The organism is Sphingobium xenophagum, from assembly GCF_031457465.1.
Classification (GTDB): Bacteria; Pseudomonadota; Alphaproteobacteria; order Sphingomonadales; family Sphingomonadaceae; genus Sphingobium; species Sphingobium xenophagum_A.
The window spans coordinates 141,083-165,730 of sequence record NZ_JAVDWV010000003.1; the positions used below are offsets into that span (position 1 = coordinate 141,083).

23 protein-coding genes and 3 tRNA genes are annotated in these 24,648 nt (G+C 63.8%); 13 read left to right on the forward strand and 13 right to left on the reverse strand.

The genetic code is table 11. The annotated features are described in order from the left end of the window. Window positions 1-2 precede the first annotated feature (2 nt). From J2W40_RS03850 to tkt, 6 genes are all read right to left on the reverse strand, one after another. A complete protein-coding gene (locus J2W40_RS03850) occupies window positions 3-1,073 on the reverse strand; it encodes a L,D-transpeptidase family protein (RefSeq protein ID WP_310222222.1) in 1,071 nt (356 codons plus the stop codon). A gap of 112 nt (window positions 1,074-1,185) precedes the next feature. Next, window positions 1,186-1,893 carry a thiamine phosphate synthase gene (thiE, locus tag J2W40_RS03855; protein WP_310222072.1) on the reverse strand — a complete coding sequence of 236 codons (708 nt, stop codon included), beginning with the start codon at window positions 1,891-1,893 and terminating at the stop codon, window positions 1,186-1,188. A 77-nt stretch (window positions 1,894-1,970) separates the two neighbouring features. After that, on the reverse strand, window positions 1,971-2,876 hold the full coding sequence (locus tag J2W40_RS03860) for a fructose bisphosphate aldolase (protein WP_310222223.1): 906 nt from the start codon (window positions 2,874-2,876) through the stop codon (window positions 1,971-1,973). A gap of 107 nt (window positions 2,877-2,983) precedes the next feature. Beyond that, a complete protein-coding gene (locus tag J2W40_RS03865; RefSeq protein ID WP_310222073.1) occupies window positions 2,984-4,186 on the reverse strand; it encodes a phosphoglycerate kinase in 1,203 nt (400 codons plus the stop codon). 117 nt (window positions 4,187-4,303) lie between these two features. After that, the gene (gene gap, locus J2W40_RS03870) at window positions 4,304-5,314 is read right to left on the reverse strand and encodes a type I glyceraldehyde-3-phosphate dehydrogenase (protein ID WP_310222074.1); all 1,011 of its coding nucleotides are present in this window, start codon (window positions 5,312-5,314) and stop codon (window positions 4,304-4,306) included. Between the two features lie 33 nt (window positions 5,315-5,347). Beyond that, window positions 5,348-7,315 carry a transketolase gene (tkt, locus tag J2W40_RS03875; protein ID WP_310222075.1) on the reverse strand — a complete coding sequence of 656 codons (1,968 nt, stop codon included), beginning with the start codon at window positions 7,313-7,315 and terminating at the stop codon, window positions 5,348-5,350. A 180-nt stretch (window positions 7,316-7,495) separates the two neighbouring features. Here tkt and J2W40_RS03880 point away from each other — a divergent pair, with 180 nt between their 5' ends. The 5 genes from J2W40_RS03880 (at window position 7,496) to aqpZ (ending at window position 10,224) form a co-directional block, all read left to right on the forward strand. Further along, on the forward strand, window positions 7,496-7,699 hold the full coding sequence (locus tag J2W40_RS03880) for a hypothetical protein (protein WP_310222076.1): 204 nt from the start codon (window positions 7,496-7,498) through the stop codon (window positions 7,697-7,699). Beyond that, window positions 7,692-8,027 carry a cell division protein ZapA gene (locus J2W40_RS03885; protein WP_310222077.1) on the forward strand — a complete coding sequence of 112 codons (336 nt, stop codon included), beginning with the start codon at window positions 7,692-7,694 and terminating at the stop codon, window positions 8,025-8,027. The genes J2W40_RS03880 and J2W40_RS03885 overlap by 8 nt, the downstream gene beginning before the upstream one ends. A gap of 383 nt (window positions 8,028-8,410) precedes the next feature. Further along, complete coding sequence (locus J2W40_RS03890; RefSeq protein ID WP_310222078.1) at window positions 8,411-8,992, forward strand: 5-formyltetrahydrofolate cyclo-ligase; 582 nt, start codon at window positions 8,411-8,413, stop codon at window positions 8,990-8,992. Continuing rightward, window positions 8,989-9,231 (forward strand): DUF2842 domain-containing protein, encoded by a 243-nt coding sequence (locus J2W40_RS03895; protein ID WP_310222079.1) that lies wholly within the window; start codon window positions 8,989-8,991, stop codon window positions 9,229-9,231. Before J2W40_RS03890 ends, J2W40_RS03895 begins: the two co-directional genes overlap by 4 nt. Before the next feature lie 261 nt (window positions 9,232-9,492). Beyond that, entirely contained in the window at window positions 9,493-10,224 is a 732-nt protein-coding gene (aqpZ, locus tag J2W40_RS03900; RefSeq protein WP_310222080.1) for an aquaporin Z, read from the forward strand. Window positions 10,225-10,306: 82 nt separating this feature from the next. Here the strand turns inward: aqpZ and J2W40_RS03905 are convergent. The 3 genes from J2W40_RS03905 to J2W40_RS03915 all read right to left on the reverse strand — a co-directional run bounded on the left by J2W40_RS03905 (window position 10,307) and on the right by J2W40_RS03915 (window position 11,737). Continuing rightward, window positions 10,307-10,383 (reverse strand) — tRNA-Asp (locus J2W40_RS03905). Between the two features lie 80 nt (window positions 10,384-10,463). Then, window positions 10,464-10,540 (reverse strand) — tRNA-Asp (locus J2W40_RS03910). Between the two features lie 42 nt (window positions 10,541-10,582). Beyond that, window positions 10,583-11,737 carry an AI-2E family transporter gene (locus J2W40_RS03915; protein ID WP_310222081.1) on the reverse strand — a complete coding sequence of 385 codons (1,155 nt, stop codon included), beginning with the start codon at window positions 11,735-11,737 and terminating at the stop codon, window positions 10,583-10,585. Window positions 11,738-11,903: 166 nt separating this feature from the next. Here J2W40_RS03915 and J2W40_RS03920 point away from each other — a divergent pair, with 166 nt between their 5' ends. Both J2W40_RS03920 and J2W40_RS03925 read left to right on the forward strand, forming a co-directional pair. Continuing rightward, window positions 11,904-12,377: a hypothetical protein gene (locus tag J2W40_RS03920; RefSeq protein ID WP_310222082.1), complete on the forward strand. Its 474-nt coding sequence runs from the start codon at window positions 11,904-11,906 to the stop codon at window positions 12,375-12,377. 82 nt (window positions 12,378-12,459) lie between these two features. Then, window positions 12,460-13,203, forward strand: coding sequence for a class I SAM-dependent methyltransferase (locus J2W40_RS03925; RefSeq protein ID WP_310222083.1), 744 nt, complete (start codon window positions 12,460-12,462; stop codon window positions 13,201-13,203). Between the two features lie 16 nt (window positions 13,204-13,219). Here J2W40_RS03925 and J2W40_RS03930 read toward each other — a convergent pair whose 3' ends face one another. The 4 genes from J2W40_RS03930 to thyA form a co-directional block, all read right to left on the reverse strand. Beyond that, the gene (locus J2W40_RS03930; protein WP_310222084.1) at window positions 13,220-14,554 is read right to left on the reverse strand and encodes a dihydrolipoamide acetyltransferase family protein; all 1,335 of its coding nucleotides are present in this window, start codon (window positions 14,552-14,554) and stop codon (window positions 13,220-13,222) included. A 100-nt stretch (window positions 14,555-14,654) separates the two neighbouring features. Continuing rightward, a complete protein-coding gene (locus J2W40_RS03935) occupies window positions 14,655-15,659 on the reverse strand; it encodes an alpha-ketoacid dehydrogenase subunit beta (RefSeq protein ID WP_310222224.1) in 1,005 nt (334 codons plus the stop codon). 222 nt (window positions 15,660-15,881) lie between these two features. Then, complete coding sequence (locus J2W40_RS03940) at window positions 15,882-17,168, reverse strand: 3-methyl-2-oxobutanoate dehydrogenase (2-methylpropanoyl-transferring) subunit alpha (RefSeq protein WP_310222085.1); 1,287 nt, start codon at window positions 17,166-17,168, stop codon at window positions 15,882-15,884. Window positions 17,169-17,289: 121 nt separating this feature from the next. Then, complete coding sequence (gene thyA / locus J2W40_RS03945) at window positions 17,290-18,222, reverse strand: thymidylate synthase (protein WP_310222086.1); 933 nt, start codon at window positions 18,220-18,222, stop codon at window positions 17,290-17,292. Window positions 18,223-18,390: 168 nt separating this feature from the next. Here thyA and J2W40_RS03950 point away from each other — a divergent pair. The 6 genes from J2W40_RS03950 (at window position 18,391) to J2W40_RS03975 (ending at window position 24,648) form a co-directional block, all read left to right on the forward strand. Next, window positions 18,391-18,467: transfer RNA gene (locus J2W40_RS03950), tRNA-Pro, on the forward strand. 352 nt (window positions 18,468-18,819) lie between these two features. Further along, complete coding sequence (locus J2W40_RS03955; RefSeq protein WP_310222087.1) at window positions 18,820-20,391, forward strand: TldD/PmbA family protein; 1,572 nt, start codon at window positions 18,820-18,822, stop codon at window positions 20,389-20,391. 21 nt (window positions 20,392-20,412) lie between these two features. Continuing rightward, the gene (locus tag J2W40_RS03960; RefSeq protein ID WP_310222088.1) at window positions 20,413-21,747 is read left to right on the forward strand and encodes a TldD/PmbA family protein; all 1,335 of its coding nucleotides are present in this window, start codon (window positions 20,413-20,415) and stop codon (window positions 21,745-21,747) included. Window positions 21,748-21,911: 164 nt separating this feature from the next. After that, the gene (locus J2W40_RS03965; protein ID WP_310222089.1) at window positions 21,912-22,607 is read left to right on the forward strand and encodes a DUF4159 domain-containing protein; all 696 of its coding nucleotides are present in this window, start codon (window positions 21,912-21,914) and stop codon (window positions 22,605-22,607) included. A gap of 166 nt (window positions 22,608-22,773) precedes the next feature. Then, the gene (locus tag J2W40_RS03970) at window positions 22,774-23,763 is read left to right on the forward strand and encodes an AAA family ATPase (RefSeq protein ID WP_069064751.1); all 990 of its coding nucleotides are present in this window, start codon (window positions 22,774-22,776) and stop codon (window positions 23,761-23,763) included. Between the two features lie 9 nt (window positions 23,764-23,772). Next, the gene (locus tag J2W40_RS03975; RefSeq protein WP_310222090.1) at window positions 23,773-24,648 is read left to right on the forward strand and encodes a DUF58 domain-containing protein; all 876 of its coding nucleotides are present in this window, start codon (window positions 23,773-23,775) and stop codon (window positions 24,646-24,648) included.

The window sequence follows — 24,648 nt, forward strand, 5'->3', positions numbered from 1 at the left end:
CCCTACGCCTGGAACTTCGCCTTGGTCCCCGGCTTAACCATCTGCGCCAGCCGCGCCGCATCCCAATTGGTCAAGCGGACGCAGCCATGGCTTTCGCTGCGGCCGATCGTCTGGGGTTCGGGCGTGCCATGGATGCCGTAATGATCCTTGGACAGGTCGATCCACACGACACCGACAGGGCCGTTGGGGCCAGGTTTCAGCACCGCCTTCTCATCTTTCGCACCAGCGTCCCAGAAGAGCGCAGGATTATAATGATAATCAGGATTGCGACTGACGCCCTTGATCGTCCATTCGCCGAGCGGCAGTGGATCATATTGCGACCCCATGGTGGCGGGGAACTGCGCGATCAGGCGGTTGTCGGCAGCATAGACCTTGAGCAGGCCTTCGGACTTGTCGACCACGACATGGTCGGCCTGCGGCTGATCCTTCGCGACGCCCAGGCTGGCGAGCGTCGCGCCCCAGCCGCGTTCGTCGCCCTCGATCTGCGCCACCGGCTGATTCTCGATCGCAGGCACGCGGATGGTCGTCCCCGCCCCGACCTTGGTGCCCGGCGCATTGATCGACACGAGGAATTCGGGCGTGGTGTGGAAACGCTCGGCGAGCTTTTCGAGCAGATTGCGGTAGGTTAGCGCCGGAAGCTCCGCCTTTTCCTTCATCCCCTTGGGCATGTCGAAAAATGGACCGCGCGCGAAGTCGGCCGGGATACGCACCAGCCAGGTGGTCGGCCGTGCCTCGCCTTCCAGCAGCGCGAGCGCCGTCTTCTGGTCATAGTCGCCCGTCACCGGCAACTTGTTCGCCTCCTGAAAGCCGCGAACGGCCGCCTTGAACGACATGCCGTCCTTGCCATCAAGCACACCGGGCGAAAGGCCCCAGCGATCGAGTTGAACCTGCGCCTGGAATATGCGGTCGGCTTGCCAGGCATTCTGCTCCGGCACGACCTGAAAATCATAGGCCTCGTTCGCGGCGGTCGCGGCATTGCCAGGCGCAGCAGCGTTGGCCGTCGGCGCGCTGTCATTGGCGTCAGTGACGGACACGTTGCAGGCGCTGCACAACAGCGCGGTCAGCAACAACATATGGCGGGGCAGCAAGCGGTGGTGGTTCAAGGCGATTCTCTCCCGGACTATGGGCGAGCAACGCTTGATGGCGCGGAAAGCTGCGTCGGGCGGGAATTTGGGCCGACGTGGCTTAGCGTGGCGGCGGCGGCTTGCTGGCGAGGACGTCGGCAAAGGCGGCGACGCCCGCCTTAGGGCCTTCGGGATGGTCCCAGACCGCGCTGCTTACCGCCAGGAAATCCGCGCCCGCCATCACCAGCGGCCCAGCATTTTCAGCCGTAACACCGCCGATCGCGACGCAGGGCAGTTCGAACAAAGTCGTCCACCAGCCCAGGATCGACGGTTCAGCGCGATGCAACGTTTCCTTGGTCGTGGTCGGGAAGAACGCGCCGAAGGCTACATAGTCGGCCCCCGCCTCGCCCGCTTCCATCGCCAGATGACGGCTGTCATGGCACGTCACGCCGATCTGGACATTGGGACCAAGCTGCTTGCGCGCATCGCGCGGGTCGCCATCCTCCTGCCCCAGATGCACGCCGTCCGCGCCCAACCGCTTGGCCAGGCCAATGCTGTCGTTGACGATGAAGGCGACCTCATGCTCGGCGCAGATCGCCTGCAGCGGCGGCGCGAGCGCGGCGATCGCATGATCGTCCACCCCCTTGAGCCGCAACTGAAACGCCGCAACCTTGCCGCCTTCCAACGCTTGTGTGAGGCGCGGCGCAAAATCCGCGTCGATCGCGGGCGGCGAGATCAGGTAAAGCTGGCAGGCTGGGCGAAAGCCCGTCTGGAACTGATCGGCAAAATGCGGATCGAGCGCCAGTTCTTCATCGGTAAAATCGGTCATGGCATGCGCCCTAACCGATCCCGCCGATCCGGGAAAGGGGTGCCGGGCAGGCGCAAGGCCCGCCCGGCCAATCGGGTTCAGGCCGTAACGGGCGTCTTGGCGACCGATGCGCCGTGGATCTCGTCGATCGCTTCGCCCAGCGCCGCGTTGAATTCGTCATCGCTCATCTGGTGGCGCAGGTCGTTGAGCAGCGCACGGCTGAAGCTGGCGATGATGCCGCGATTTTTGGCCAGCTCGATACAGGCTTCGGGACGGGCAAAGCCACCCGACAGGGCGACGACGCGCAGCACGCGGGGATGATCGACCAGCGGATCGAACAGACCGGCCTTGGTCGGCAGCGAGAGCTTGAGCATCACCTGCTGGTCGTCCGGCAGCGCGTCGAGCGCCTTGACCAGTTCGTCGAGCAAGATCGCGTCGGCTTCCGCGCGTTCGGGCGATTTGATGTTCACTTCCGGCTCGATGATCGGCATCAGCCCGGCGGCCAAGACCTGCTGGCCGGTTTCGAACTGCTGCTTGACCACGGCGGCAATGCCTTCGCGGTTGGCGAGGTTGACGACCGAACGCTCCTTGGTGCCGAACACGCCCAGCGCTTTGGCGCGGTGCAGCAGGACGTCGAGATCGGGGTTCGGCTTCATCAACTGGACGCCATTGGCCTCGTCCTCAAGGCCCTTGTCGATCTTGATGAAGGGCACGACGCCCTTGTCGATCAACGCCTGCGGGGTCGGCTTGCCATCGACGGTGCCGTCCATCGTGCGCTCGAACAGGATCGCGCCCAGCACCTTGTCGCCGGTAAAAACGGGCGAGGTGATGATGCGGCTGCGCATCGCGTGGATCAGGCCGAACATCTCTTCTTCGGAGCCCCACGCCCCTTCTTCGATGCCATAGCCCTTGAGCGCCTTGGGCGTCGATCCGCCGCTCTGGTCGAGCGCGGCGATGAAGCCTTCGCCATCAGCGATTTTCTGTTTCATGGTCTGATCCAGCATCTGCACATACCTTCTTCATGATAGAGGCCCCGCCCCCTCGGCGACACCTGGTCATTTTTCGGTCAGCGCCCGCCCTCTCCCTGGCGGCGCGAACCATTGGCGAACCTTCAGGCCATCAGCGCCTTGACGCCGGGCAAGTCCTTACCTTCCATCCATTCCAGGAAAGCGCCGCCCGCCGTCGACACGAAGGTGAAGTCGGCCGCGACGCCCGCATGGTTGAGCGCGGCAACGGTATCGCCGCCGCCCGCGACCGAGGTCAACTGACCTTCCTTGGTCAGTGCCGCCGCCGTCCGCGCCAGCGCGACCGTGGCGGTGTCGAACGGCGCGATCTCGAACGCGCCGAGCGGGCCGTTCCACACCAAGGTCCGGCAATTCTTCAGCACATCGGCCAGCGCCTCTACAGCGGCCGGGCCGACGTCGAGGATCATCTCGTCCTCAGCGACTTCATGCACGTTGCACGTCCGCACCGATGGCGGATTGGCGGCAAATTCCTTCGCCACCACCACATCATAGGGCAGATGGATGGTGCAACCGGCCGCTTCCGCCTTGTCGAAAATGGCCTCCGCCGTGTCGGCCAGATCCTTCTCGCACAGCGACTTGCCGACATCGACCCCGCGCGCGTGCAGGAAAGTATTGGCCATGCCGCCGCCGATGATCAGATGATCGACCTTGGTGACGAGATGGTTCAGCACATCGAGCTTGGTCGAGACCTTGGCCCCGCCCACGACCGCTGCGACCGGCTTGGCCGGGGCGCCGAGCGCCGCCTGCAACGCATCGAGTTCACGCTCCATCGCGCGGCCGGCAAAGGCGGGCAGTTTGTGGGCGATGCCCTCGGTCGAGGCATGGGCGCGATGCGCGGCGGAGAAGGCGTCGTTGACATACAGGTCAGCAATTGCCGCCATCGCATCGACCAACGCCGGGTCGTTCTTTTCCTCGCCCGCATGGAAGCGGGTATTTTCCAGGATCGCAATGTCGCCGGGGCGCATCACCGCAATGCCATCGATCGCCGCCTGACCGGCGCAATCAGGGATGAACTGCACTTCGCGGCCCAGCACCTGGCTCAAGGGGCGGGTGATCTTCGACAGCGAAAATTCGGGGTTCTTCTGGCCCTTGGGACGGCCGAAATGGGCGAGGATCAGCACCTTCGCGCCGCGATCGGCCAGTTCCAGCACGGTCGGCATCGCCGAGCGCAGGCGGGTATCGTCGCTGACCGACCCTTCGTGCATCGGCACGTTGAGGTCTTCGCGCACCAGCACGGCCTTGCCGCTGATGTCGCCCATATCGTCGAGTGTCTTGAACGGCTTGGTCATTCAGGTTTTCCTATATTCCCAATCCGTTCGGGCTGAGCCTGTCGAAGCCTCTTTCTTCTGAGAAGGAAGGCCCCTTCGACAGGCTCAGGGCGAACGGAGGTTAGTCCGTTCTGTATCTTACAGGAACTTCGCCACCACGCCGCTGGTGTCGATCATGCGGTTGGAGAAGCCCCATTCATTGTCGTACCAGCTCAGCACACGGACCAGCGTGCCGTCGATGACGGCGGTTTCCAGGCTATCGACGGTCGAGCTGCGCGGGTCGCCATTATAGTCGATCGAGACCAATGGTTCGTCGGAATAGCCCAGCACGCCCTTGAGCGGTCCGGCTTCCGAAGCGGCCTTGAGCAGAGCATTGACTTCCTCGACGCTGGTCGCGCGCTTGGCGTCGAACTTCAAATCCACCACCGACACGTTCGGGGTCGGCACGCGAACCGACGAGCCATCCAGCTTGCCTTTCAGCTCAGGCATAACCTCACCCACGGCGCGCGCGGCGCCAGTGGTCGTCGGGATCATCGACAGGGCAGCGGCGCGGGCGCGGCGCATATCCTTGTGGATCTGGTCCAGCGTGTTCTGGTCGTTGGTATAGCTGTGGATCGTCGTCATGAAACCACGCTCGATGCCGATCGCATCGTGCAGCACCTTGGCGAGCGGGGCCAGGCAGTTGGTGGTGCAGCTGGCGTTCGAAATCACGATATCGTCGGCGGTCAGCGCGTCATGGTTGACGCCAAATACGATCGTCTTGTCCACGCCGGTCGCGGGCGCCGAAATGATGACGCGCTTGGCACCGGCGGTCAGGTGGGCGCTGGCCTTGCCCTTGTCGGCGAAAATGCCAGTGCATTCCAGCGCGATTTCCACACCCTGCGCGGCGTGGGGCAGGTTGGCGGGGTCGCGTTCGGCGGTGACGGCGATGCGCTTGCCGTCGATGACCAGGAAGTCGCCATCAACGCTAACATCACCCTGCCAATTGCCATGCACCGAATCGCGCTTGAACAGCAGGGCGTTCGCCTTGGCATCGCCCAGATCGTTGATGCTGACCAGTTCCAGGTCATGGTCGGTGCGCGAGAGGATGGCGCGCGCCACCAGGCGGCCGATACGTCCAAAACCGTTAATTGCTACCTTCGTTGCCACTGCACTAGCCTCCCTTAAGGTGTTGATTGTCGATCAGTTGTCGAGCGCGGCCACGATCTGCGGCGCGATCTTCACGGCGGTCAGGCCGAAATGGTCATAGAGTGCCTCGGCCGGCGCGGACGCCCCGAAACTGTCGATGCCAAAGCGCAGGCCGCCAATGCCGGTATGCCGTTCCCAGCCAAAGGTCGTCCCCGCCTCGATCGACACGCGCAGCACGTCATAGGGCAGCACCTCATCCTTATAGGATTGCGGCTGCGCCTCGAAATGCGCCCAGCTCGGCATCGACACGACGTCGGCGCCGATGCCCTGCTCTTCCAGCAGCTTGGCGGTATCGACCGCGATCTCGACTTCCGACCCCGTGGCCATGATCACCACGCGGCGATCGCCGGTCGCGGCGCGCAGGCGATAGGCACCCTTGGCGCAGAGATTCTCGCTCTTTTCGGTGCGCAACTGCGGCAGATTCTGGCGGGTCAGCGCCAGCACCGACGGGCCGGTCGCGTCCTTGAGCGCCAGTTCCCAGCATTCCGCCGTCTCGACGATGTCGGCCGGGCGATAAACGTCCAGGTTCGGGATCATGCGCAGCGACATGACATGCTCGATCGGCTGATGGGTCGGGCCATCTTCACCCAGGCCGATGCTGTCATGGGTCAGCACATGGATCACCCGCTGCTGCTGCAGCGCGGCGAGGCGAATGCCGCCACGCATATAGTCGGAAAAGACGAGGAAGGTGCCGCCATAGGGGATCACGCCGCCATGCAGCGCCATGCCGTTCATCGCGCAGGCCATGCCGAATTCGCGGATGCCATAATAGACATAGCGGCCCGAATAATCATCCTTGGTCAGCGGGCCGGTCGACTTGGTCTTGGTATTGTTGGAGCCGGTCAGGTCCGCCGAACCACCCAGCGTTTCGGGCAGCAGGTCGTTGATCGCGCCCAGCGCCAATTCGCTCGCCTTGCGCGTCGCGACCTTCTGCGGCGCGGCGATCAGGCTATCGATATAGGCGTCGAGCGAGAAGTCGGCGGGCAGCTCGCCGCCCATGCGACGCACAAATTCGCCGCCCTTCTCGTCACTTGCGAGGCGGGCTTCCCATGCGGTGCGCGCGTCGCCGCCCTTGGCGCCGATCGCCTCCCAGGCAGCGGCAATGTCTTCGGGGATGACGAAAGGTTCGGCAGTCCAGCCCAGAAATTCGCGGGCGGCCGCGACTTCGTCCGTGCCCAGCGCCGAACCATGGACGCCCGACGTGCCCGCCTTGTTGGGCGAACCATAGCCGATCTTGGTCGCGCAGGCGACGAGCGAAGGCCGCGGATCGGCGATCGCTTCGGCCAGCGCCCGGCGCACATCGGCGACATCATGGCCATCGCACGACACGACATGCCAGCCAGTGGCGACATAGCGCGCGCGCACATCTTCGCTGCTCGACAGATCGACCGCGCCGTCGATGGTGATCTTATTGTCGTCCCACAACACGATCAGGCGGCCAAGGTTCAGGTGCCCGGCCAGGCCGATCGCCTCATGGTTGATGCCTTCCATCAGGCAACCGTCGCCCGCAATCACCCAGGTCCGGTGATCGACCAGATCGTCACCGAACTGCGCGTTCAAATGCCGCTCGGCGATTGCCATGCCAACGGCGGTGGCAAGGCCGGAACCCAGCGGGCCAGTGGTCGCTTCCACGCCCGCCAGCTCGAAATTCTCAGGATGGCCAGCGCAGGGGCTGTGCAACTGGCGAAAATTGGCGATGTCCTCGATCGTCGGCCGCGCATAGCCGGTCAGGTGCAGCAGGCTGTAGATCAGCATCGAGCCATGGCCGGCCGACAGGACGAACCTGTCGCGGTCGGCCCATTTCGGCTGGGTCGGATCGAACTTCAGATAGTCGCTGAACAACACCGTCGCGACATCGGCCATCCCCATCGGCATCCCTGGATGGCCGCTATTGGCGGCCTGCACCGCGTCCATGGAAAGCGCGCGAATGGCGTTGGCGAGCGACTTTTCGGTGACGGTCATTATGGGCGGGCGTCTTTCCTGAACGAATAGGGCGGATCGTTTGCGGGCGGGCGAACGAGTCGAGATCGCGCTTCCTTTGTCGCGTCAAGCCCCATGCGTCAACCATAGCGGGGCGCAATGCCCGTCGCTTAGGCCCAAAGACCGCTTTTGTAGGCGCGCGAATCGAGCTATGCTTGGGCCATGGCAAGCGAGCGCATGATGCTGGCGATCGGCACGCTGGAGCGGGCGATCGGTCGGCTGGAACAGGATGTGACCCATTTCGTCGCGGCCATCCCGCCCCCTGCGCCGCCGGACACCCCGCAAATCGACCTGCCCGCCGCCCGCGAAGCCTTGCGCTCGCTCGATCAGTTGATTGATGATCTGAAGGCCAAGGCCCATGGCTGAAACCACGCTGCACATTGCCGGGCGTCAGTATGACATACGCTGCCGCGATGGCGAGGAAGCGCATCTGGCGCAGCTTGCCGCGATGATCGATGGCAAGGCCCGCGCCGCACAGCAGGGCATGTCGGGCATGACCGAAGTGCGCAACCTGCTCTTCGCCGCCCTCTTCCTGGCCGACGAGGTGACCGACCTGCGCCGCGAGGTCACGGGACGGCAGGAGAAACTGGCGCTGGAAACGCAGGATGACGATGCGGCGCAAGCGGTCGAGGCACTGGCGGCCCGGATAGAAAAGCTGCGCGAGAGACTTGCCGCGCCGCACGCGGACGCCTAGATTGGGGATGACGGGTACTGCCTGGTACGAGCTTTAGCGAACATCCCTGAGGCGATAAGCACATCCTAGGGGGCTGTCCCTGGGCGGGTTCCGGCCCGATCTACATGGTCCCCACCTGACGTTGAGGCGTCAGAGGATCTTCCAGCACACGGCCAAGGTGGTCCCGTCACCCCTGCCAAACGCGCTCAATGATTGGGTGATGATGCCCCTAACCTATCCGATACATGCCCATCCTCCCCTCGCAGGGGAGGTGGCAGGGCGAAGCCCTGACGGAGGGGTGTCACCCTATCGAGAGGGTGACACCCCTACGGCCATCCACCTCCCCCACAGGGGGAGGATCGTTTGACGCACGGGAACACCGCAATGACCAGGCAGACAATTGAGTGAATAGCGACAGCGCCGACAAAGCCGACCTGCGCGTCCTCGCGCGCGATCAGCGGCGCGCCTTCGTCGCTACGCTCGATCCGTTGGCCCACCGGCTGGCGTTCAAGGTGCTGCCCTCCCCGCTCGCCCGGCGTCTCGCCGATGCCCGCACCGTCGCCCTCTATATGGGGCTGGACGACGAAGCCCCGGCGCAGCGGCTGGCCGCGCCCTTGATCGCGATGGGCAAGCGGGTGGCGCTGCCGCGCGTGCTGGACCGGCTGGGGTCGATGGATTTCCTAGCGTGGACGCCCGACGCCCCGCTCATCCCCGGCCCGTTCCGCACCAGCCATCCCGAACCCGGCGATGGTCCCGTGACGCCCGACGCAATCATCGCGCCGCTGGTGGGGTTCGACCGCGCGCTCAACCGGCTGGGCCAGGGCGGCGGCTATTATGATCGCGCCTTCGCCCGTTTTCCCGACGCGCTGCGCATCGGCCTGGCCTGGTCGGCGCAGGAACTGGACGATGTCCCCGCCGACCCGTGGGACTTGCCGCTCGACATCATCCTGACCGAAGCCGAACTGATCGAAGGACCGGACGCATGAGCATCGACCCGCGCCATTATCATCAGCCCAGCTGGCGCAAGCCTGTGGGGATGCTGGCGATCGTCGGGCTGATCGCGCTGTGGGCGGTGCTGGTGGGCAGCCTGTCGGGCCAGATAGGCACTTTGCCCATGTGGGCACAGGTGCCGGTCTATATCTTCCTTGGCCTGATATGGATCTGGATTTTGCCCCTCAAGCGCCTGCTGGCCTGGATGGAAACGGGGCGCTGGCGTCGCGGATAGCCCGTGACATAGCCTTTGTTTATCCTTATCGCTAACCGTTGAGTAACCGTAACGGAAAACCCCGACTATGGGGCCGTGAGCGCTTACCGATGACGGGAGGCAAGCCATGTCCATGAACCGGCCATCAGCATTGCAGATGCTCGCCCGATGCGACTCGCGCCCTCACCTACGGACTCCGTTCTCGACTTTGCCGGGTGGTGCCACCCCGCCACGGCAAGTCTGCAATCCGGTGGCGATTGCACAGGCTGACAGGAGGAAGCGATGGTTCCCTTGAGCAAACGGCTCTTCGCCGAAACATTTGGTACATTTTGGCTGGTCTTCGGCGGATGCGGCAGCGCCGTGCTGGCGGCGGGCTTTCCCGACGTCGGGATCGGCCTGCTGGGCGTCAGCCTGGCCTTTGGCCTCACCGTGCTGACCATGGCCTATTCGGTCGGCCATATTTCGGGGTGCCATCTCAATCCGGCCGTCACGGTGGGGCTGTGGGCGGGCGGGCGCTTTCCAGTGCGCGACATCGCGCCCTATATCGTCGCGCAACTGGTGGGTGCAGTGATCGCGGCGGCAGTGCTGCTCTATATCGCCAGCGGTCAGCCGGGCTATGCACTGACCGACACCGGGCTGGCGGTGAATGGCTATGGCAGCCAATCGCCTGGTGGCTATGCGCCGTCGGCCGGGCTGCTGATCGAAGTCGTGCTGACCTTCGGCTTCCTGATGGTGATCCTGGGATCGACCGACAGCCGTGCGCCCGCAGGATTTGCGCCAATCGCGATCGGGCTGTCATTGACCCTCATCCACCTGATCAGCATTCCGGTAACCAACACATCGGTCAATCCGGCGCGCAGCACGGGTCCGGCCCTGCTGGTCGGCGGGCTGGCGATGCAGCAATTATGGCTGTTCTGGCTGGCACCGATGATCGGCGCTCTGGTCGCAGGCGGCACCTATCGCTGGCTGGCCAAGGAACCGCTGGCCCCCGCCATCGTCGGCGACAATCTGTAAAGCTAAGGAATCGGGGCCGGTGTCAATGGCGTCGGCCCGTTCCTCTGCGCGGTCTGCGTCACTTCCTGTATCGACAGGCAAGTGGCGCGAGTGACGGGGCTCGAACCCGCGACCTCCGGCGTGACAGGCCGGCACTCTAACCAACTGAGCTACACCCGCGCAGGGTGACATCTATTTCCACACCAAGTTCGCCAGACGATGCTGATCCGGGAACCTTTCCACCTTCCGGTCAAGGAAAGTGGCGCGAGTGACGGGGCTCGAACCCGCGACCTCCGGCGTGACAGGCCGGCACTCTAACCAACTGAGCTACACCCGCGTTCGGTGTGGAAGCGCCGTCTATGGGCGCGCGCCAAAACTGTCAACCGTCCGTTTCGGCTGTTTTCGCATTCTCGTCATTTTCTTTGCGCGGCGCGACCGTCAACGTCCCCTGCTCGAACAGGAAACCGGCGATATCGGGCGTTCCCGCTGCCTGCACCACGGTCTGGATGATGATGAGCAACGGCACGCCGAGCAACGCGCCGGGCGTCCCCCAGACCCAGCCCCAAAAGGCCAGCGACACCAGGATCAGCAACGGATTCATCGTCAACCGCCGCCCCAGCACGGTCGGCGTCACCACATTGGCCTCGACCATGTGAAAGCCCACCTGCAAGGCGGCAGGCAACAGCGCCACCCAGATATCGTCAAACACCATCAGGCCACCCAGCCCCAGCAGCACCGCGGCCAGCATCGGCCCGAAATAGGGAATGAAGTTCAGCAACGCGACGATGCCACCCCACATCCAGGGCGACGGCATCCCGATCAGCCACAGCGAGACGGCGATCGCCAGCCCCAGCCCCAGATTGATCGTCGCGATGGTGATGACATAGGCCGACGTCGCATCGACCACATTCTGGATCACCCGCGCGACCGCCAGCGCGCCGTCGAAACTGTCGCGGCTGTTGATCGTGCGGCGACGCAGGCGCGTCCATCCGGCGAGGAAGAAATAGATGATGAGCAGCGCGAACACCATCTGGACGATGGCGGACGGCGCAGAGGCGGCGGCGAACTGCAGCAGCGAGCGCGGCGTGTCGACCGCCGCCGTCTGCGCCGCCGCCACCGGCCCGGTGGCCAGCATCCGCACGGTTTCATCCACGAACCGCTGGAGGTTCGCATAGAAGTCGATCAGCGGCGCGAGATTGGCCTGAATCTGCGGCAATCGTTCGGGCAGGATGCGGAACCAGTCGGTCGCCGGCACCACGATCAGCACCAGCGCCGTATTGGCGACCAGCAGGAAGCCGATCAGCGCCAGCAACGCCGCCAGCCCCGACGGCAATCGGCGTCGCTCCATCCACTCCAGCAACGGCACCAGCGCGATCGCGATCACCAGCGCGGCGGTCAGCGGCAGAAAGAACTCCGCCCCCGCCCGCAACGCAAAGGGCAGCGCGATGATGAGGCCGATGCCCGCCGTCAGCGCGATCGACGCCAGCAGTCGGTCGCGCCTGCGGTTGATTTCCTGTTGTTCGCCGACTGTCACTTTTGTCCGATTCGCCAATAGTTTCGCCAAGATGTGCGCTGCCCGTCGCGGGCCGTCAATTTGCAAAGCGATGCGAAAGTGCGTGCAGGAAAATCAGGCCCTTAACCAAATATTCGGCCGCCCTGTCTATGTCCGCCATCGGGGACGGCGACAACGGGGCTTTGGCATGAAGACGGCCACAGGATCAGCGCTGGGCGCGCTGGCGATCATCATCGGCGCGCAGGCGGCGCAGGCGCAACCCGCCGTGCGGGTCGACACGCAGATGTTCGTCGAGCGCGTCAGCACCGACGTCAACGGCCGCACCCGGCGTATCCTCGCCAGCGCCGATCGCGTCGCACCGGGTGACCAATTGATCGTCATGGTCCATTGGCGCAACCAGGGCGGCGAACCGCTGCGCGACTATGCGCTCGTCCGCCCGCTGCCCAAGGGGGTGGAACTCGATCCCTCCGATCCCACGCTGCAAGTGTCCGTCGATGGCGGCGTGCGATGGGGGCGCATGGCGCAACTCTGGCTACCGACGCCGCTCGGCGGTGTGCGCCGCGCCGTCCCCGCCGACATCACCCATGTCCGCTGGTCCCTCCCCGACAGCGTTCCGCCGGGCCAGACAGGACGGCTCAGCTACCGCGCGACGATACGCTGAGCGGATTGTGCAACGCAATAACAGCGCTTGAGCCAGGCAAGGCGACGGGTTAGGGCCGACGGCCTAACCGGAGACCCCTCTGATGCCCAAAGATGCAGAGCGCGCCTATCTTGCCAATATCGGGGAGGATGGCGCTCATCACTCGCTGCATAAGCCCTTTTCCGATCCCTATTGCGGACTGGAACTGGCATCCATCGGTTTCATCATGGGCCTGCTGCCTTCGCCGCCCGCCCATATCTTGGACATGGGCTGCGGTGGAGGATGGACAAGCCAGTTCTTCGCGCGCGCCGGATACACCGTCACCGGGCAGGATATCGCCCCTGACATGATTACGCTGGCGCAGGAGAATGCGCGGGTCAACGGCGTCACGGACCGCACGACCTTTATTTGCAGCGACTTTGAAAATCTCGATCTGGATGGTCAGTTTGATGCGGCGATCTTTTTCGATGCACTCCATCATGCCGACGACGAAGCGCTGGCGATCCGCAGCGCCTATCGCGCCTTGAAGCCAGGCGGGATGCTCATCACCCATGAACCGGGCGAAGGGCATAGCATAGCGCCAGGGTCGATCGAGGCCATGGAACGATATGGGGTCAATGAGCGCGACATGCCGCCGCATCTCATCATGGCGCGCGGCCGGGAAGCAGGCTTCACCGGCTTTCGCGTACTGCCGATGCCCCATGTCCTGCAGGATATTTTCTACACGCCGCGAAGTTACCCGAACCGGCGACTGAGCGCACGGCGCTGGCGCATGACCAAGCGGGTGCTGAAGCTTCTGTTCGAGCCTGACCTGAAACAGGGTGCCATCGTCGTCATGACGAAATAGGCACCCTGCCTTTTTATCAATCCACGAACAGGAAAGCGGGCGCTTCCAGCAGCTTGCGCACCGCCTGGACGAAGCTTGCCGCGTCGAAGCCATCGACCACGCGATGATCGCAACTGATCGACAGGTTCATCAGCTTCGCCGCGACGATCTCCTTGCCCCTAAACATGGGCCGTTCGATCACCCGGTTGGGACCGATGATCGCGACTTCGGGCCGGTTGATGACCGGCGTCGTGGCGATGCCGCCCAACGGCCCCAACGATGTCAGCGTCAGCGTGGAGCCGGACAATTCCTCCGACTTCGCCTTGCCGGTGCGCGCAGCGTCCGCAAGGCGGCGGATTTCCGTCGCAAGCTGCCACACATTGCGATTCTGCGCATCGCGGATCACCGGCACCATCAGCCCGGCATCGGTCTGCGTCGCGAGGCCCAGATGCACCGCCCCATGGCGCGTCACCACGCCCGCTTCGTCATCATAACGAGCATTGAGCATCGGAAAATCAGGCAGCGCCTTGCACAAAGCGACGATCAACAGCGGCAACATGGTGAGCTTGGGCCGATCCCCCCGCCCGTCATTCAACTGCGCGCGCAACTCTTCCAGCGCGGTGACGTCAATTTCCTCGACATAGGTGAAGTGGGGAATATGGCGCTTGGACGCCGCCATATTCTCGGCGATGCGGCGGCGCATGCCAATGACCTTGATCTGCTCGTCCGGCCGCGTGGCGGACCGCCCCGCCGGGCGATAGCCTTGCCCTTCGCCGTACAGCAGGAACGCATCGAGATCGGCATGACGAACATGCTCGCCACTCGCCTTCACCTGCGCCAGGTCGATCCCCAGATCCTTCGCGCGGGCGCGCACGGCGGGGGAGGCGAGCACCATTTCCTCCCCGGCACGGGGAGGGGGACCAGCCGCAGGCTGGTGGAGGGGGCTGGCCTCTTGCTCTGCCTTCGATGGCTGGGAGGTCGTTTCGGCGGGCACCGCAAGGGGCGCACCCCCTCCACCACCGACTGCGTCGGCGGTCCCCCTCCCCGTATCGGGGAGGATATCGTCGGCCCCCACCGTCTCCGCCTCGATCACTTCCACCGAAGGCGGCGGCGGCGCAGCCACCTCGTCGCCCTCGACCTCGATCTCCACCAGCATCGCGCCGATCGGGATCTGGTCGCCCGGCTCGCCCGCCAGGCGGACGACGATGCCCGCCACCGGGCTTTCCATCTCGACCGTCGCCTTGTCGGTCATCATGTCGGCGATCGGCTGGTCTTCCTCGACCCGATCACCGACCGCGACATGCCAGCCGACAATCTCGGCTTCCGAAATGCCTTCGCCGATATCCGGCAGCTTGAATGTAAAAAGGGCCATAAAAAGCTCCGTTCGTGTCGAGCAAAGTCGAGACACTTGACTTGAAACTGCGCTTCCGTTCCTCGACTTCGCTCGAAACGAACGGAAGCTGGGTGAAGGCTTAGTCCTTCATGATCTTGGTAATGGCTTCGCGGATACGCACCGGGCCGGGGAAATAGGCCCATTCCAGACTGTGCGGATAGGGCGTGTCGAAGCCGGTGACGCGCTCGATCGGCGCTTCGAGATGATAGAAGCAACGCTCCTGCACCTGGGCCAGCAATTCCGCGCCAAAGCCGCTGGTGCGCGTCGCCTCATGAACGATCAGGCAGCGACCCGTCTTCTTCACCGACGCCTCGATCGTGTCGATGTCGAGCGGGATCAGGCTGCGCAGGTCGACGATATCCGCGTCGATACCCATCGCCTTGACCGTATCTTCGACGACATGGACCATCGTGCCATAGCAGAGGATGGTCAGCGCCTCGCCCGGCCGCACGATGCGCGCGGTGCCGAGCGGAATGCGATAATAGCCGGTCGGCACCTGTGCATCGGGATGCCCGGCCCAGCTTTTCGCCGGCGTATCATAATGGCCATCGAACGGGCCGTTATAGATGCGCTTGGGCTCGAAAAAGAGCGTCGGATCATTATCCTCGATCGCCGCGATCAACAGCCCCTTGGCATCATAGGGGGTGGACGGGATCACCGTCTTGATTCCCGAACAATGGGTGAAGATGCCTTCGGGGCTTTGGCTATGCGTCTGGCCGCCGAAAATGCCGCCGCCGAACGGCGACCGCACCGTCATCGGCGCAATGAACTCCCCCGCCGACCGATAACGCAACCGCGCCGCTTCCGACACCAGCTGGTCGAGCGCGGGATAGATATAGTCGGCAAACTGGATTTCCGGCACCGGACGCAGGCCATAGGCGCCCATCCCCACCGCCACGCCGATGATCCCGCATTCGGTGATCGGCGTGTCGAACACGCGGTTCTTGCCATATTTATCCTGCAAACCCGCCGTGGCGCGAAACACCCCACCGAAAAAGCCGACATCCTCGCCCATCACCACAACGGTCGGGTCGCGCTCCATCATCACGTCCATGGCGCTGTTGATCGCCTGGATCATGGTCATTTGTTGTATATCTGATGTGTCAGTCATGGGACTTCCTTCCCTCTCCCTTGAGGGAGAGGGTTGCGCAGACTTGGCGGCTCTGCCGCCTAGTCGAAGCTGGGAGAGGGTGAACGGCGGCGATGAAAGGCGAAAGCATAGCCCCCTCTCCAACCTTCGCTAGGCGGCAAGCCGCCAAGCTACGATATCCTCTCCCCGCCGGGGAGAGGGGAAGATGGTGCGCCATCACAACCCCGCCGCCTTCCATTCGTCCAGCATCTGTTGCTGCTGTTCCTTCAAATGCCGGGGCATTTCCTCGAACACATCCTCGAACATCGACTCCATCGGATGATGGTGCAGACCGTGGCCAAGAATGCCGTTCTTCTCCGCTTCGCGCGCGGCGTCGCGGACATATTCGGCCAGTTCCTTGTCCATCGCGGCGTGCCGTTCCTCGTCCCAGATGCCCAAGCCAATGCAATGCTGCTTCAACCGCGCGATTGGGTCGCCCAGCGGCCACAGGCTGCTTTCCTCGGCCGAACGATAAGCGGTCGGATCGTCCGACGTGCTATGCCCTTCGACGCGATAGGTGAAATGTTCGATCAGCGTCGGCCCGGCATTGGCGCGCGCCCGGTCGGCGGCCCAGCGCGTCGCGGCATAGACCGCCAGCACATCATTGCCATCCACCCGCAGGCCGGCAATGCCATAGCCGATCGCGCGCGCCGCGAAGGTCGTCGACTCCGCTCCCGCAAAACCTGAAAAACTGCTTATAGCCCATTGATTATTAACGACATTCAGGATCACCGGCGCGCGATAGACGCTGGCGAAGGTGCAGGCCGAATGGAAATCGCCCTCCGCCGTCGATCCCTCCCCGCACCAGGTCGCCGCAATGCGCGTGTCGCCCCGCGCCGCGCTCGCCATCGCCCAGCCGACCGCCTGCGGATATTGGGTGGTCAAATTGCCGGAAATGGAAAAGAAGCCCGCCTCGCGCGCCGAATACATGATCGGCAACTGGCGGCCCTTCAGCCTGTCGCCCTTGTTGGAATAAATCTGGTTCATCATGTCGATGATGGGCCAGTCGCGCGCGATCAATATGCCCTGCTGGCGATAGCTTGGAAAACACATGTCGTCGCGTGACAGCGCCAGCGCCGCGCCGATCGACACCGCCTCCTCGCCGGTCGACTTCATATAGAAGCTGGTCTTGCCCTGCCGCTGGGCGCGGAACATCCGCGCATCGAACGCGCGGGTCAGCGCCATCGCGCGCAGCATCCGCAGCAGCGTTTCGGGCGGCAGCTTGGGGTTCCACGCCCCCACGGCCGCACCCTCTTCGTCCAGCACGCGCACCAGCCCATAGGCCATGTCGCGCATGGTCGCGGGCTGCGCCGCTTCGTCCGGGCGGGGCGCGGCGTCGGCGGCGGGAATGTCGAAATGGGTGAAGTCGGCGCTCTCGCCCGGCCGGGCTGGCGGCTCTGGCACATGCAGGCGCAGCGGGGGCAGGTTGCGCCCCGGTTCGCCTATATCATGAGGATCGGTCATCCTGCCTCCTATGCTGCGTTGCAATAATATTGCTTGGCTTGGATATTAAATTACAACACCAAGAAAGGCAAGCCTCCCTTACCCAATTTTTCTCAAACCTATGTCCGCCTCGCTGTCCGCTTCACACGGCGACGGGCGCGGAAATGTGGGATTGCGGCGCATAATCGACCACCTCGAAATCCTCGATGGCATAGTCGAAAATGGATGAGGGCCGGTTTTTGATCCGCAATTTCGGCGCGCCCGAAGGCACGCGACTCATCTGCTCCTCCACCAGCGCAGCATGGTTCAGATAGAGATGCACATCGCCCCCCTGCCAGACCACCTCGCCCGGCTCCAGATCGCATTGCTGCGCCAGCATCCGGGTGATCATCGACAGGCCGAAAATGTTGAAGGCAAAGCCCAGGCCCAGGTCGCAACTACGCTGGAACAACAGGCCATTGAGCTTCCCGTTCGACACCTGGAACTGATAGGTCATGTGGCAGGGCGGCAGCGCCATCTGCGCCACTTCGGCGACGTTCCAGCCGGTGAACAACAAGCGGCGCGAGCCCGGCGTCACCCGGATAGCCTCCACCAGCGCGGCGATCTGGTTGTGCCCCTTCTCGGCCCGGCGATACAGCCCCTCGCCTGCCGGTTCGTAGCGCGGCCAGTTCACCCATTGCGCGCCATAGACCGGCCCCAAATCACCCCACTCCAGCGCGAACCCTTCATCCGCGATGATCCGCGCCTCGAACGCATCCCGGTCGATCGTCTCTCCCGTCGCCTTGCGATAGGCGTCGAGCGGCCAATCGGTCCAGATATGCACCCCCTGCCGCACCAGTTCGCGGATATTGGTGTCGCCGGTCAGGAACCACAGCATCTCGCGCGCCGCGGCCTTCCAGTAGACCCGCTTGGTGGTGAGCAGCGGCACCGCATCGTCGGCCAGAGAGAAGCGCATCGTCGCGCCCAGGATCGACCGGGTGCCGACCCCGGTACGGTCGATCCGCTCATCGCCATGCCGCCAGATATGCCGCATCAGGTCGAGATATTGCTGCTCATAATGGGGCGTGTCGGGCAAGGCGCTGGTCCTGTCGGAATCGAATCTATGATCCGCAGGCTTTAGCGCATCGGGGCATCGCTCCGCCCCGTAAAAAAAGCGTCGCTCGCCGCTTGCCAGCCCGAAAACCCGTCTCTATAGGCTGCGGCCTGCCTTACGGGGTCGCTTCACGGCGGCGTCGGCATCGGTCGGGGAATAGCTCAGCCTGGTAGAGCACTGTCTTCGGGAGGCAGGGGCCGGAGGTTCGAATCCTCTTTCCCCGACCACATTTCTTCACAGCTTTGAACAGATCATCCCCTTGCGGGGGACGCTTTTCCGCGTGCTTCGTTCACGTCGCGCACCCGCGCGAGTGGGGCGCTTGCATCCCTCTGGCCAGCCGCTTTCGACAGATGTCATATGTCGAAAGCGGCGACCCCCATGTTGTTCGAATGTAAAAGATATTTGACCCGCCGCGTTCACCCGGCGATGATCCCCCGCATCGGACGGCCGACCGGCCGCTTCCCAATCACTATCCGACCCGCATCATGCGGGCGTTCCGCAGGTGGGAGACGAACCTTGCATAGACGTGATTTTCTGGCTTTTGGGGCCATGGGTGTCGGGGGGCTTGTCCTCCCATCAATGTTCGGCAAGGTCATTGCCGCCGAGGAATTGAACAGCGCGATCGACGTCGCGGTCAAGAAGGCGCTGGCCGACGCCGCGATGAACGCAGCCAAGAGCGCGGGCGCATCCTATTGCGACGTGCGCGTCGGCCGCTACCTGCGCCAGTTCGTCATCACCCGCGAACGCAATGTCGAAAATGTCGTCAACACCGAATCGAGCGGCGTCGGCATCCGCGTGCTGGCCGACGGTGCCTGGGGCTTTGCCGCCACCAATGCGATGACCACCGACGCAGTGGCGAAAGCCGCGCAGCAGGCCGTCGCCATTGCCAAGGCGAACGCACCGACCCAGACCGCGCCGGTCCAGTTGGCCCCGGTCAAGGGCGTTGGCGAAGTATCCTGGCGCACGCCGATCGCCAAGAACAGCATGACCGTGCCGATCAAGGACAAGGTCGACCTGTTGATGGGCGTCAACGCCGCCGCCATGGATGCGGGCGCAGACTTCATCCGCTCGATCCTGTTCCTGGTGAACGAGCAGAAATATTTCGCCAGCACCGATGGCAGCTATATCGACCAGGATGTCCATCGCATCTGGGCACCGATGGAAGTCACCGCCGTCGATAAGAAGACCGGCAAGTTCCGCGTCCGCGACGGCCTGTCCGCGCCCATGGGCCTGGGCTTTGAATATCTCGACGGGCGCGCAGCGGACAAGACCGTCGGTCCCAATGGCATCATCAGCTACGGCATGTCCTACGACATGAAGGAAGACGCCATCGCCGCGACCAGGCAGGCGCGCGAAAAGCTGACCGCCAAATCGGTTAAGCCTGGCAAATATGATCTGGTTCTCGACCCCAATCATCTCGGCCTCACCATCCATGAAACGGTCGGCCATCCGCTCGAACTGGATCGTGTGCTCGGCTATGAAGCCAATTATGCCGGCACCAGCTTCGCGACGATGGACAAGCTCAAGGCCAATTTCCAATATGGGAGCGACAAGGTCAACATCGTCGCCGACAAGACCCAGCCGGGCAGCCTGGGTGCGGTCGCCTATGACGATGAAGGCGTAAAGACCAAGAAGTGGGATCTGATCCGCAACGGCAAGCTGGTCGGCTATCAGGCCACCCGCGATCAGGCGCATATCGAGGGCAAGAGCGAAAGCGACGGCTGCTCCTACGCCGATAGCTGGTCCAATGTGCAGTTCCAGCGCATGGCCAACATCTCGCTGGAACCCGGCAAGGACAAGATGAGCGTCGCCGACATGATCAGCAATGTCGAAGATGGCATCTACATCCTCGGCCGCGGCTCCTTCTCGATTGATCAGCAGCGCTACAACGCACAGTTCGGCGGCACGCTCTTCTACGAGATCAAGAACGGCAAGATCACGCAGCCGCTGGAGGATGTCGCCTATCAGATCAGGACGCCCGAATTCTGGGCCGCCTGCTCGGCGATCTGCGATTCCAGCGACTATCGCATGTTCGGCTCCTTCTTCGACGGCAAGGGACAGCCTTCGCAGGTTTCCGCCGTGTCGCACGGGTCGTCGACCACCCGCTTCGACGGCATCAACGTCATCAACACCGCGCGTTCGCTCGGCTGATCGCTCAGGGGAGTTAGTATAATGGGCATCTTTACCGAAGCACAGGCGAAAGACATTCTGACCAAAGTGGTCACCATGTCGAAAGCCGACGAATGCACCGCGCAACTGACCGGCCAGATCCAGGGCAATGTGCGCTTTGCGCTCAACAATGTCTCGACCGCCGGCCTGACCGATGACACCGACCTGCAGGTCCAGGTCGCCTATGGCAAGCGGGTCGGCATCGCCACGATCAACCAGTTTGACGACGCCTCGCTCGAACGAGTCGTGCGCCGCGCCGAAGAACTGGCCAAGCTCGCCCCGGAAAACCCGGAATTCATGCCGGCCGTGGACAAGCAGGTCTATAAGACCAGCCCGACCTTCAGCGAAGCGACCGCCGCGATCACCCCCGTCTATCGGGCCAAGGTTGCGGCCGCCTCGATCACGGCCTGCAAGGCGCAGAATCTGATCGCGGCCGGTTTTCTGGAGGATGGCCAGAGCTTCGTCGCCTTCGCCAACAGCAAGGGTAATTTCGGCTATCAGCGCTCGACCGTGCTGGACTATACCTGCACCGTCCGCACGCAGGATGGCCGGGGATCGGGCTGGGTCGGCACCGATACGCAGGATGCCACCCGCTTCAAGGTCGAGGATGATATCCAGATCGCGATGCGCAAGGCATCGGCCTCGTCCGAAGCCAGGGCGCTGGAACCGGGCAAATATACCGTCATTCTGGAACCGATGGCCGCCGCCGGGCTGATCGGCTTCATGTTCAACTTCTTTGGCGCCCGCGAAGCGGACGAAGGGCGCAGCTTCCTGTCGAAGGCAGGCGGCGGCAACAAGATCGGCCAGCAGGTGTTCGGGCCGCAAGTCAATTTCTACACCGACCCCTGGGATCCGATCGCACCAAGCCTGCCCTGGGACGAAGACGGCGTACCGCGCAAGCGCATGGACCTGGTCAAGGACGGCAAGGTCGTCGCGCTGGATTATAGCCGCTATTGGGCGCAGAAACAGGGCAAGGCACCTGTCGGCCAGATGGGTAATATCCTGATGACGGGCGGCACCAAGTCGACCGCCGAACTGGTACGCTCGACCCAGCGCGGCGTGCTGGTCACCCGCACCTGGTATATCCGCATGGTCGATCCGCAGACGGTGTTGCTGACCGGCCTGACCCGCGACGGCACCTTCTATATCGAAAACGGGCAGATCAAATATCCGATCAAGAATTTCCGGTTCAACGAAAGCCCGGTGATCATGCTCAACAATGTTGAGGAACTGGGCAAACCCGTCCGCGTGCCGCCCGACGAAGTGTCGATGAACATCATGGTCCCGCCGATGAAGCTGCGCGACTTCACCTTCACCTCGCTCTCGGACGCGGTGTAATATCCTCATGATCCTCCCCTGAAAGGGGAGGTGGCAGGGCGTAGCCCTGACGGAGGGGTGTCACCCTCACGATAGCGTGACACCCCTCCACCACCAGCTTCGCTGGCGGTCCCCCTCCCCTTGCAGGGGAGGATCATGCAAGAACAGGCGCTTGATTGAATTTCATGACCCGCAATGATTTCCTCCGGCTGATGGCAGGCGGTCTGGCCAGCGCCTTGCTGGCCCGGCCACTCGCTGCCGCCGGGGGCTATGATTTCTGGTTCACGCGGCTGCGCTATGATTCGGGCGACTGGGATGTCGATCAGCGGATGCCGTCCAACGTCATCACCTCGCTGATCGATTATACCACCTTACGGGTCGATCCGAAGGAGCATGTCCTCGCTCTGTCGGACCCCAAGATGCTGACCGCGCCCTTCTGTTACCTCGCCGGGCACAAGCTGGTGGAGTTCTCACCCGCCGAGCGGCGCAATTTCGAACGCTATGTCCGCAATGGCGGCTTCGTTCTGGTGGACGATTGCAACCACGACATTGACGGCCTGTTCGCCCGCTCGTTCGAAGCGCAGATGGCCAAGATATTCGGGGCCAAGGCGATGCAGACCCTGCCCAAGAACCATGGCCTCTATCGCAGCTTCTTCACCTTCGACGGGCCACCCAATACCGGCCTCGAACTCAATGGCTGGGGCGACGATCTGGTCCATGATTATCTCAAGGGGATAGAGGTAAATGGCCGACTGGGCGTTCTCTACAGCAACAAGGATTATGGCTGCGAATGGGACTATGACTGGCGCAACAAACGCTTCCTGGCCGAAGACAACACCAAATTCGCGGTCAATATCGTGATGTATGCGCTGTCGGTTTGAAGGCGCGACCGAACATCCTCCCCTGGTAGGGGAGGTGGCTGGCCGCAGGCCAGACGGAGGGGTGTTACCCTCTCGATAGGGCGACACCCCTCCACCGGCTGCGCCGGTCCCCCTCCCCTTCCAGGGAAGAATTTTGCAGAGCATCAGCCTTCGACAAGGAAGCCATATGACCGACCTCACCGAAGCCGAAATCCAGACGCGCCTGGCCGCGCTTACCCAGTTGCGCGCCGCGATCGGACAGGCGATCGTTGGCCAGGCCGATGTGGTCGAACAATTGCTGATCGGCCTGCTCGCCGGTGGCCATTGCCTGCTCGAAGGCGTGCCGGGCCTCGGCAAGACCCTGCTCGTCCGCTCGCTCGGCGAAGCATTGAAGCTCGACTTCCGCCGCGTCCAGTTCACCCCCGATCTGATGCCCAGCGACATATTGGGCACCGAATTGCTGGAGGAAGACCATGGCACCGGCCATCGCAGCTTCCGTTTCCAGCCCGGCCCGGTCTTCACCAACCTGCTGCTGGCCGACGAACTCAACCGCACCCCGCCCAAGACGCAGGCGGCGCTGCTGGAGGCGATGCAGGAAAAGACGGTCAGCTATGCCGGCGTCACCCACCGCCTGCCCGCGCCCTTCTTCGTGCTGGCGACGCAGAATCCGCTGGAACAGGCGGGCACCTATCCGCTGCCCGAAGCCCAGCTCGACCGCTTCCTGCTGCACATCCGCGTCGATTATCCCAGCGAAGCGGAGGAGCGCGCAATCCTGGCGCAGACCACCGGGTCCAAGCCCGGCACCGTCCCCGCCGTCATGGCGGGCGAGGAAGTGCTGGCGCTGCAAAAGCTGGTGCGCGACGTGCATTTCGGCGACGAGCTGCTCGACTGGGTGACGCGGATCATCCGCGCCAGCCGCCCCGGCGAAGGCGCGCCCGACGACATCGCCCGCTATGTCAAATGGGGGGCTGGTCCCCGCGCGGGACAATCGCTGATCCTCGCCGCCAAGGCGCGCGCGCTGCTGCAAGGCCGCCTCGCCGCCACGCGCGACGATATCGTCGCGCTGGCCGCGCCGGTAATGCGCCACCGCCTGCTGCTGTCCTTCGCGGCCGAGGCCGAGGGGCGCAGCGCCGACGATGTCATCGCCTCGCTGCTGCGCGCCGTGCCGCTCGCCTGATCGCGCACCATGGCCGACCTGATCCCCGCCGATGTCCGCCGCAGGCTGAAAGGCCTGCGCCTCGTCACGCGGCGCGCGGTCGGGCAGCATGGCATCGGCCTGCACCAGAGCCATAGCCGCGGCGCGGGTTTGGAATTCGCCCAATATCGTGCCTATGAACCGGGCGACGAACTGCGCCAGATCGACTGGAAACTCTACGCCCGGTCGGACAAATTCTTCGTGCGCGAAGCCGAGCGCGAAAGCCCGGTCGCGGTCTGGATAGTGATCGACGCCAGCGCCTCGATGGGCCAGGCCGATGCGGGCCGCCCCGACTATAGCCGCTTCGACGCGGCCAAGGCGATGGCCGCATCAATCGGCGAACTGGCGATGCAGCAGGGCGACCGGTTCGGCCTGATGGCGCTGGGCGACAAGGGCCTCACTTTGCTGCCACCCGCCACCGGCCTGCGCCAGCGTGACCGGCTATTGCTCGACCTACTGGCGCTGCGCACCGCCACCGGCTTCCCGCCCGACGAGCAGCTTGCTCCCGTGTGGGAGCGGATCGGCGCGCATGATCTGGTCATCCTGTTGAGCGACTGTTTCGATGAAGGCGCGGTCGCGCTGGTCGAGAAGTTGGCCGCCGCCGGGCGCGAAACGCTGGTGGTGGAGATGCTGACGCTCGCCGAGCGCGATTTCCCCTTCAACGGCGGCTATCGCTTTCGCGATCCCGAAACCGGCGAGGAACTGCTCGCCGATGGCGTCGCCCTGCGCGCTGAGTTTCTGGCCCGCTTCGGCGAAGCGCGCGCCGCGCTCCATGCCCGGCTGGACGCGGCGGGCGTGGTCCATGTCGCGCATATGCTGGACGAGCCAGTCGACCTGCCGCTGCGCCGCCTGTTCGCGGCGGTCTGA

Bases quoted from the DNA above. Each gene is read 5' to 3' on its own strand.
- J2W40_RS03850 (WP_310222222.1), bottom strand. From the start codon at position 1,073: ATGTTGTTGCTGACCGCGCTGTTGTGCAGCGCCTGCAACGTGTCCGTC.
- thiE (WP_310222072.1), bottom strand. From the start codon at position 1,893: ATGACCGATTTTACCGATGAAGAACTGGCGCTCGATCCGCATTTTGCC.
- J2W40_RS03860 (WP_310222223.1), bottom strand. From the start codon at position 2,876: ATGCTGGATCAGACCATGAAACAGAAAATCGCTGATGGCGAAGGCTTC.
- J2W40_RS03865 (WP_310222073.1), bottom strand. From the start codon at position 4,186: ATGACCAAGCCGTTCAAGACACTCGACGATATGGGCGACATCAGCGGC.
- tkt (WP_310222075.1), bottom strand. From the start codon at position 7,315: ATGACCGTCACCGAAAAGTCGCTCGCCAACGCCATTCGCGCGCTTTCC.
- J2W40_RS03880 (WP_310222076.1), top strand. From the start codon at position 7,496: ATGGCAAGCGAGCGCATGATGCTGGCGATCGGCACGCTGGAGCGGGCG.
- J2W40_RS03885 (WP_310222077.1), top strand. From the start codon at position 7,692: ATGGCTGAAACCACGCTGCACATTGCCGGGCGTCAGTATGACATACGC.
- J2W40_RS03895 (WP_310222079.1), top strand. From the start codon at position 8,989: ATGAGCATCGACCCGCGCCATTATCATCAGCCCAGCTGGCGCAAGCCT.
- aqpZ (WP_310222080.1), top strand. From the start codon at position 9,493: ATGGTTCCCTTGAGCAAACGGCTCTTCGCCGAAACATTTGGTACATTT.
- J2W40_RS03920 (WP_310222082.1), top strand. From the start codon at position 11,904: ATGAAGACGGCCACAGGATCAGCGCTGGGCGCGCTGGCGATCATCATC.
- J2W40_RS03925 (WP_310222083.1), top strand. From the start codon at position 12,460: ATGCCCAAAGATGCAGAGCGCGCCTATCTTGCCAATATCGGGGAGGAT.
- J2W40_RS03930 (WP_310222084.1), bottom strand. From the start codon at position 14,554: ATGGCCCTTTTTACATTCAAGCTGCCGGATATCGGCGAAGGCATTTCG.
- J2W40_RS03935 (WP_310222224.1), bottom strand. From the start codon at position 15,659: ATGACCATGATCCAGGCGATCAACAGCGCCATGGACGTGATGATGGAG.
- J2W40_RS03940 (WP_310222085.1), bottom strand. From the start codon at position 17,168: ATGACCGATCCTCATGATATAGGCGAACCGGGGCGCAACCTGCCCCCG.
- J2W40_RS03955 (WP_310222087.1), top strand. From the start codon at position 18,820: ATGTTCGGCAAGGTCATTGCCGCCGAGGAATTGAACAGCGCGATCGAC.
- J2W40_RS03960 (WP_310222088.1), top strand. From the start codon at position 20,413: ATGGGCATCTTTACCGAAGCACAGGCGAAAGACATTCTGACCAAAGTG.
- J2W40_RS03965 (WP_310222089.1), top strand. From the start codon at position 21,912: ATGACCCGCAATGATTTCCTCCGGCTGATGGCAGGCGGTCTGGCCAGC.
- J2W40_RS03970 (WP_069064751.1), top strand. From the start codon at position 22,774: ATGACCGACCTCACCGAAGCCGAAATCCAGACGCGCCTGGCCGCGCTT.
- J2W40_RS03975 (WP_310222090.1), top strand. From the start codon at position 23,773: ATGGCCGACCTGATCCCCGCCGATGTCCGCCGCAGGCTGAAAGGCCTG.